Annotated in this window: 7 protein-coding genes and 1 pseudogene; 6 read left to right on the top strand and 2 right to left on the bottom strand. The window is 61.7% G+C overall.

What is annotated here, in order from left to right; all coding sequences use genetic code 11:
• The first annotated feature begins 415 nt into the window (after positions 1 to 415).
• Positions 416 to 2635 carry a mechanosensitive ion channel family protein gene (locus NKJ46_RS27455; protein ID WP_352669114.1) on the top strand — a complete coding sequence of 740 codons (2220 nt, stop codon included), beginning with the start codon at positions 416 to 418 and terminating at the stop codon, positions 2633 to 2635.
• 79 nt (positions 2636 to 2714) lie between these two features.
• Here the strand turns inward: NKJ46_RS27455 and NKJ46_RS27450 are convergent, their stop codons facing one another.
• On the bottom strand, positions 2715 to 3641 hold the full coding sequence (locus NKJ46_RS27450; protein WP_352669112.1) for a LysR family transcriptional regulator: 927 nt from the start codon (positions 3639 to 3641) through the stop codon (positions 2715 to 2717).
• Between the two features lie 258 nt (positions 3642 to 3899).
• On the opposite strand from NKJ46_RS27450, the gene NKJ46_RS27445 reads away from it, so the two are divergent.
• From NKJ46_RS27445 to NKJ46_RS27430, 4 genes are all read left to right on the top strand, one after another.
• A complete protein-coding gene (locus tag NKJ46_RS27445) occupies positions 3900 to 4634 on the top strand; it encodes an SDR family NAD(P)-dependent oxidoreductase (RefSeq protein WP_352669110.1) in 735 nt (244 codons plus the stop codon).
• A 154-nt stretch (positions 4635 to 4788) separates the two neighbouring features.
• Positions 4789 to 5388 carry an NADPH-dependent F420 reductase gene (locus tag NKJ46_RS27440; protein ID WP_352669108.1) on the top strand — a complete coding sequence of 200 codons (600 nt, stop codon included), beginning with the start codon at positions 4789 to 4791 and terminating at the stop codon, positions 5386 to 5388.
• 3 nt (positions 5389 to 5391) lie between these two features.
• Complete coding sequence (locus NKJ46_RS27435) at positions 5392 to 5895, top strand: SRPBCC domain-containing protein (RefSeq protein WP_352669106.1); 504 nt, start codon at positions 5392 to 5394, stop codon at positions 5893 to 5895.
• 98 nt (positions 5896 to 5993) lie between these two features.
• Positions 5994 to 6806: an SDR family NAD(P)-dependent oxidoreductase gene (locus NKJ46_RS27430; RefSeq protein WP_352669103.1), complete on the top strand. Its 813-nt coding sequence runs from the start codon at positions 5994 to 5996 to the stop codon at positions 6804 to 6806.
• Between the two features lie 117 nt (positions 6807 to 6923).
• Here the strand turns inward: NKJ46_RS27430 and NKJ46_RS27425 are convergent.
• Positions 6924 to 7088, bottom strand: a pseudogene (locus NKJ46_RS27425) (LysR substrate-binding domain-containing protein); the annotation flags it as partial.
• A 240-nt stretch (positions 7089 to 7328) separates the two neighbouring features.
• On the opposite strand from NKJ46_RS27425, the gene NKJ46_RS27420 reads away from it, so the two are divergent.
• Complete coding sequence (locus NKJ46_RS27420; RefSeq protein WP_352669099.1) at positions 7329 to 7676, top strand: ArsR/SmtB family transcription factor; 348 nt, start codon at positions 7329 to 7331, stop codon at positions 7674 to 7676.
• Position 7677: the final 1 nt, after the last annotated feature.

The following is a 7677-nucleotide window of genomic DNA, read 5'->3' as shown; positions in this document are numbered from 1 at the left end:
GTCCCCCCCGCCACCCGCGGCCCGCCCCGCCGAGCTCCCCGTCTCCCCCCCCGCCCCCCCCCGCCCGCCGCCCCCCCCCCCCCCCCCCCCCCCGCCCCCCCCCCCGCCCCCGCCGCCCCCCCGCCCCCCCCCCCGATGCCCAGTTCATATAACGGCTGGAGGCTGGGCCTAGGCCGGAATGCCCTCCCCCGGCGGCTAAGTAGACACCGCGAAGTAGCCGGCGTAACGCTCTGGGTCGGAACGATGACGTCTTGCACCGCAACATCGGTTTCTTCAAGGTAGGGCAACAACGGACATCGATGTCGTTGCTCGCCGATCTGACCGGAAGGTTAACAGCACGATGCTACGCATCACTCGACGATTGGGAGCCAGGGCCCTGGCGCGCCCGGCACGGCGTCTCGGAGACCTGACCGCGATGTTTGCCCTGATTGCCAGACCGCTCGTCTTTGGGATCGCCCTTTTGTTGGCTGCTCAGGCGCAGGCGCCAGCGACCGTCCCGCCTGAAAGGGTCAAACAGCTGTTCGAGCTTCTCGACGATCCGTCAGTGAAGGCCTGGGTGGCCGAACAGCGAAATCAGGATGCCGGGTCAACGGGAGCGCCCGCCAAGGAAGGAGCTTCGCCGACCAACGCATCGTCCGGCGCCGTGGCCGCACCCGGCCAGATGAATACGATGGCATCCTCGACGCTCGATGGGATCAGGCATCATATCGAAAGAATCATGCGAACTTTGCCCTTGCTGCCAGGCCAGTTCGCGCGCGTTCGGGCAGAGACGATGGAGGATATGTCCAGCAAGGGGTCTGCCGCCGTATTTGTGCTGATTGCGATGTTCATCGCCGCCGGCCTGGCGCTCACTTGGGCAACGTACAAGTTCACCCGTCCATTTCGTCTTTGGATTATCGCGCAACCGAAGGATACGCCCGTTGGGCGAGCCAAGAAGATTGGTGGTCGCATGCTTTATTCCAGCATGCTGATCGTCTCTTTCGCACTGGGCAGCGCCGGCGCGTTCATGTTGTTCGACTGGCCAATGCTTATCCGCGAGATTGTGCTGACATTTCTGATGGCGGCAGTCGTTACATGGGGTGTGCGCATGTACGTCATGGCCACGCTCGTCCCTTCCTTCATGAACGTCGAGAACGCCGTCGAGGTTCGTGCTCTGCCGATCACCAACGAAGCGGCTGACCATTGGTCCTATTGGCTACCCCGGATCGTCGGCGTCTTCGCCTTCTTCGGCGCCGCGTTTATCCTCTTGCCAGGTCTCGGCATCGATCAGGACGGAATGATGGTCCTGTCACTGGGCGCCGACTTCGTGCTGTTGGTGCTCCTGCTGCTCGCGATTTGGCGTCGGCCAAGAACGCAGCGAGACGGTGCGCGCCACATCGGTCACACGGAAGCGTCATGGCTATTGACTGCTTATTTTGTCGTCCTGTTCCTGCAGCGTATCGCCGGCCTTTATACATACTTCTGGTTCACCTTCGCCGCATTCTTCCTGCCTTTGGCAATCGTGATGACGCAGCGCGGGGTTAATTTCGTTCTGCGGCCAGGTTCGGAAGATGTCGGCCGGCCCACGATCCCGGCGGTGACGATCGCTGTCATCGATCGCGGAATCCGAATGATTTTCATGCTGGCGGCGGCTTACCTTCTCGCACGTATCTGGGGTCTGGACATGCAATCCATGCGGGACAGCGATACGACGACGACGTTCATATTGCGCGGCTTGATCAATGTCGTGGTCATTGCCCTCGCAGCCGATTTCGGCTGGTCGATCATCAAAGCTTTGATCGAACGAAAGCTGGGCATCGAAACGCCGCACCCTGTGATCAGCGACGAGGACGTCCCGATCCTCGATCCGCAGCAGGCGCGGCTGCACACGCTCTTGCCGATCCTTCAGAATATTCTACTCGCATCGATCATCGTGATGGCGGTGCTTATGATGCTCGCCTCGCTGGGTATCCAGATCGGCCCATTGATCGCCGGCGCTGGCGTCGTCGGCGTCGCCGTGGGCTTTGGGGCACAAACCATTGTCAAGGACGTCATTTCAGGCGTGTTTTTTCTGCTCGATGATGCGTTCCGTGTTGGCGAATACATTTCATCGGGCAATTACAAGGGTACTGTTGAAAGCTTTTCGCTGCGCTCGGTGAAGCTGCGCCACCATCGTGGTCCGCTGTTCACGATACCTTTCGGTGAACTCGGGGCAGTCCAGAACCAGAGCCGTGACTGGGTTATCGATAAATTCAACATCACCGTTGGTTATGACACCGATATCGACTTCGCTCGCAAGCTGATCAAGCGGATCGGGCTCGAACTGGCGGAAGATCCCGAGTTCAAACACTGGGTGCTCGACCCGATCAAGATGCAAGGCGTACAGGAGTTCGGCGAATACGGCATCGTATTGAGGGTCAAGGCCACAACCAAGCCGGGAGGCGCCTTCGGTATGAAACGCAAATTCTATGTACGCCTCCGCCAGGTCTTCAAGGAGCAGGGCATCGAACTGCCATTTCCGACCGTCCAGGTTCAGGGGCTACAGAACCCACATGGGGCAGAGAATGCACCGTTGGAGATCACGCCCGAATTGAAAATGGCCGTCGCGCAGTCGCACACTATTCGGCGCAGAAAAAAAGCGAGCACAACGGAGTAGGAAAGCTGCGACACCTGCCGGTCACAACCCGGCTTTCCGCGCATCGCCCATGGGAGGGATACTCTTCTGTCTTCGACCGTTAAGACGAAAAAATATCGTCACGAGCCTCACCGACCCTGATGGGCCACGGCCCCGCGAGAAGCGGAGCGTACGCGGCGAGCCTGCGGGATACGAACTCCGTGAAGAGCCGCACGCGCTTCGTCTTGCGTGTCTCCCCCTGTGTGAGAAGCCAGAGCGTTCCGTACATGTGCAGGTCGGTGCCCGGCACCCTCACCAGTAGGGGGTCGGCATCTCCGACAAAGCACGGCAGTGTCGTGATCCCGAGCCCTTGCCGTACAGCAACGATCTGCGCCTCGGCGTCCGTGGTCCTGAATGGAACCCCCGTGGTGCGAACCTCACCCTCGCTGGCCCATTCCGGAATCCCATGAATGCTTATGACGATCCACCGGATGGGATCAGGCGCGCCCGCACGCCACGCGGCAAGTCGATCGCAGGACATGTAGACGCCGCCGAACAGCTCCGGTCCCTTCAGGCCGTGAAGATTGAGCGGCAGGGTTTTTCGGTCGTAGACGACGCGGATCGCGACGTCGGCCTCTCGGTTGGTCAGATTTGCCAGCTCGCCGGACGACAAGATGTCCATCTCGATGTCGGGATGCAGACGCGCGAAATCGGCGAAGTCCGGCATGAGCAGGTGTGTCGCCAGGGTCGGAGCCAGCGTCACCCGCAGAAGCCCGCGCACGCCCTGGTCGCGCCCGAAGACGCGCGTCTCCAGCTGGTGCGACGACGCTTCCATCTGGTTCGCGAGTTCGAGGACCTCCTCGCCCGCAGCCGTCAGGCGGTAGCCCGAAGGCAGCTTTTCGAACATCTGCGCCCCGAGGCGTTCCTCGAGCTGGGCGATGCGTCGCAGCGCGGTCGAGTGATTCACCCCGAGGCGCTCGGCGGCGGCCCGCACGGAGCCTCCGCGCGCGACGGCAAGAAAGTAGCGAACGTCATCCCAGTCGATCATGGTGCAATCCCGCACCGCGCGGTGCGCCTTCCAAAGCCGGTATCTAACACATCGAACGGCAGTACGGGCGGTCATCGTCGCCTATGTCGACGGCGCGGCGTCCCAGAACGGCGGACACCGATCGTCGCGGCTGGCGTCCAGCCGGAGCGATTTTGCACCACCGATGTGCGCGCTTCCGCACTCAACAACTGACGCCGGCGGACCCATTTCGAGGTTCTCGGACGCAGATACCGTCCCGACAACACTAAAGGAGAAGTCATGGGAAAGCTTGAGGGTAAGATTGCAGTTATCACGGGTGGATCGAGCGGCATGGCGCTGGCGAGCGCCAGGCGGTTCGTTGAAGAAGGCGCCTATGTTTTCATCACGGGCCGGAGACAGGAAGTGCTGGACGAGGCCGTCAAGCTGATCGGCCGGAACGTGACCGGCGTGCGTGGCGACGCGGCCAATCTAGACGACCTCGACCGCCTGTTCGATACAGTCAAGCGGGAAAAGGGCAGGATCGACATCCTGTACGCGAGCGCCGGCACAGGCGAGGCCGCCCCACTGGGCGAGATTACCGAGCAGCACTTCGATGTGGCCTTCAACCTGAATGCGCGCGGCACGCTGTTTACGGTCCAGAAGGCGTTGCCGCTGTTCAACGATGGCGGATCGATCTTCATGACCGGGTCAGTTGCTTCGATCAAAGGTTTTCCGGGTTACAGCGTGTATGCGGCGAGCAAGGCGACGTTGCACGCATTCGCACGCGGCTGGCTCAACGAACTCAAGGGCCGGAATATCCGGGTGAACGTGCTGCACCCGGGGCCGATCGCCACACCGATGCAGGACCAAGTCCTCACCGAGGAGGCGAAGCAGATGTTCGAATCCCTGATCCCGCGGGGAAAGATGGGTCGCCCTGAGGAAATTGCGGCGGCCGCGCTGTTTCTTGCTTCAGACGATTCGAGCTTCGTGAATGGGGTGGAGTTGTCTGTCGACGGCGGCTTCTCGGCCATCTGAATTCACGCCGGATCGCCGGAAGCGGCTGACCGTCCGGCCGCGCCGAAGTCGTTCACGACGGGACGTCTACGCAAAGGACGCCGCACAGCAGAACGGATAACCCAGCGCCGTTGAGGGCCGGGCAATCAATATCAACACGGATCGGAGAAGTGTTATGAGCTACGCGATTGTAGGATTCGGTAAGATAGGCCAGGCCCTCGCCCGGGCCTTCGCCCGTAAAAACGTCGACGTGACCGTCGCGAGCCGCCGGCCGCCCGAGGCGTTGGCGCCGCAGGCTCGGGCGATTGGACCCACGGTCGTCGCCAAGTCGCTGCGGGATGCACTCGAGGCCGACACAATCATCTTGGCGGTCCCGTTCGGGGAGCATCGCGAGGTTGCGAAGGTCCTGCCGAGCTGGAAAGGCAAGACGGTCATCGACGCGATGAACGCGTTTCCAGTCCCTGAAGAGCTGGACGGTCTCCCGTCCTCCGCCTTCGTCGCGAAGGCGTTCACCGGCGCCAAGCTCGTGAAAGGGTTCAATCACCTGATTGCGGCCACCCTGGCTGCCGATCCGATCGTCGAGGGCGGGCACCGGGTCGTCTTTCTGTCGAGCGACGACGAGGACGCGATCGCTCCCGTGGCGGCCTTGGCCAAACAACTCGGGTTCGCACCCGTCAAGCTGGGAAAGCTCAACGAGGGTGGCGCGCTGGTGCACGCACGCGGCCGCACTTGGGGCCAGCTCATCTTCCAGGACCTGTTCAAGAAGGAGCAGTAATCGATGTATGACCATGTGATTTGGCCCGGGCGATATGATCCGAAAACGTCGGCCATCTACGCACTCAACGACATTGACGTGAAGGCGCCGCCTGAAGTGGTCTGGAAGCTGCTCGTCGATGCCGAGAATTGGTCGAGCTACTTTCCCGCCGAAGATCAGGTCAAGATCCTGACCGGCAAGCCGGAACTGGCGCTTGAAACCAGATACAGCCGGGTGACGGTTGGCTTTCCGATGAGTCTGGTCGTGACGGAGTGTGAACCCTTCCGCAGGCTCGCGTGGGCGACGACCGTCGATGGCGACGAGACCGGCTCGAGCGCGTACCACGGCTGGGTCATCACTCCTACGGTCGATGGCTGCCATGTGCTGACCGAAGAAACGCAGCAGGGCCCTTGGTTCCTTGAGGAACTCGGGCGCAAGCATCCCGGTGCACTCTACCGCTATCACCAGGAATGGGTCGAAAGCCTCGCCCGCGCTGCGGAGGCGGAAGTGGTAAGCAAGGCAAGTTGATGCGCCTTCGTCCGAATATTGTCGGTACTCAACAGACGACGGGCGCTTCCAGCCTGGATCGGCAGATGATCACCCACCTACCATTGGAGATAAATGATATGAATATTGAACTCAGCGGCCGCAAGGCGATTGTCACCGGATCCACCGCCGGTATCGGCCGCGCGACGGCGGAGGGGTTGGCCCGTGCCGGCGCATCGGTCGTCGTCAACGGCCGTGGGAATACCCGGGTCGACGAGGCGGTGCGGCAGATGCGGCAGGCCTTTCCCGGAAGCGACATCTCGGGCATCGCCGCCGATCTTGCGACAGCGGAGGGTGCCGAGGCCTTGATCGCGCAGGCGCCGGACGCCGATATCCTTGTGAACAATGTTGGTACGGCTCACATCCGGAGCTACGGTGGCGTCGAGGACATCGCGAAGATCCCCGACGAGGACTGGCTTGGCCTCTTCCAGTTGAACGTAATGAGTGGCGTGCGCGTGACCCGTCATTACCTGCCGCGGATGGTGGCGAAAGGCTGGGGCCGCGTCGTGTTTGTGAGTAGCGAGTCCGCAGTCAACATCCCCAAGGAAATGCTCGACTACGGCATGACCAAGACCGCTCAACTCGCGGTCTCGCGCGGTCTCGCCGAGGCGGTCGCGGGCACGGGTGTCACAATCAACGCCGTCCTGCCGGGACCTACCCGCTCTGAGATCCTGGGCGACTTCATGGCGAAGCAGGCTGACGCAAACGGAATCACGCAGCAGGAGGCCGAACAGGGCTTCTTGAAGGCGATGCGTCCGACCACCCTCATCCAACGCTTCGCGACCACCGATGAGGTGGCCAACATGATCATCTACGCATGCTCGGAGCAGGCTTCGGCGACAACCGGCGCGGCTTTGCGGGTGGATGGCGGCGTGGTCCGCTTCGTCGCGTAGCTGCCGAGACGGTTATGGCGCCAATGGCGCCGACCAGCGGACGGTCGACGCCAGCGGCTGAGCGTCCCCTGAGTTTCACCTGCCCGGTGTCTTCAGGCCGAATGCTGGCCGTGACCTTCACCTGTTTCTCGACACACCCTGCAACAGGTCGAGGAAGGCGCGCACAGCGGGATTGGCGCGCCGGCTTTCCGGCCAGACCGCCGTGATATTGTGCCGCTCGACCGCATGGTTGGAAAGCACCGGCACCAATTCGCTGCGCGCGACATGGGGCGCCGCGATGAAGTTTAGCTCTTGATTTCAAAAGGAAATTTCCGCGATTTTCGAACCAACCGGGTTTCCGGCAACTATCGACATCAATCGGTCGATTTTTCGGAATCTCGCGCAATACGGCGCTCACCGGCTCAGCCGCGAAACACCATCACGGTGGATTTCGGCCAAGCGGAGCATCCCATTTCCGGGTCCACCCGACCGCCTCGTATTTGAAGCCTTGACTCATTAATCGCTATACAGCTATATAGCTTCATGGCAATTTACGAACCCACCCCTGACCGGCTGAACAGGGCCTTCTCGGCCCTCGCCGATCCCACGCGACGAGCGATCCTGGCCCGCCTTGCGACGGGCGAAGCCACGGTGTCGGAACTGCTGGCACCGTTCGAACTCAGTCAACCCACGATCTCCAAGCATCTTAAGGTGCTGGAGGATGCGGGTTTCATCGAACGCGGGCGTGATGCGCAGCGGCGACCGCGCAAGCTGGTGACAACGGCTCTCAAGGATGTTGCCGATTGGGTAGAGCCGTTTCGCAAGCAATGGGAAGACAGGCTCAACAATCTGGATCGCCACCTCGCAAAAATGGGCAAGAAGGAGAAGTAGC

The sequence above is a fragment of the Mesorhizobium sp. M0166 genome, from assembly GCF_040322255.1.
GTDB lineage: Bacteria > Pseudomonadota > Alphaproteobacteria > Rhizobiales > Rhizobiaceae > Mesorhizobium.
The sequence above is the reverse complement of the archived record's forward strand: the minus strand, read 5'-3'. Positions and strand labels throughout refer to the sequence as shown.

What these genes read in the sequence shown, in the direction of transcription:
- NKJ46_RS27430 (WP_352669103.1), top strand. Translation starts at nt 5,994, where the DNA reads ATGAATATTGAACTCAGCGGCCGCAAGGCGATTGTCACCGGATCCACC.
- NKJ46_RS27450 (WP_352669112.1), bottom strand. Translation starts at nt 3,641, where the DNA reads ATGATCGACTGGGATGACGTTCGCTACTTTCTTGCCGTCGCGCGCGGA.
- NKJ46_RS27440 (WP_352669108.1), top strand. Translation starts at nt 4,789, where the DNA reads ATGAGCTACGCGATTGTAGGATTCGGTAAGATAGGCCAGGCCCTCGCC.
- NKJ46_RS27445 (WP_352669110.1), top strand. Translation starts at nt 3,900, where the DNA reads ATGGGAAAGCTTGAGGGTAAGATTGCAGTTATCACGGGTGGATCGAGC.
- NKJ46_RS27455 (WP_352669114.1), top strand. Translation starts at nt 416, where the DNA reads ATGTTTGCCCTGATTGCCAGACCGCTCGTCTTTGGGATCGCCCTTTTG.
- NKJ46_RS27420 (WP_352669099.1), top strand. Translation starts at nt 7,329, where the DNA reads ATGGCAATTTACGAACCCACCCCTGACCGGCTGAACAGGGCCTTCTCG.
- NKJ46_RS27435 (WP_352669106.1), top strand. Translation starts at nt 5,392, where the DNA reads ATGTATGACCATGTGATTTGGCCCGGGCGATATGATCCGAAAACGTCG.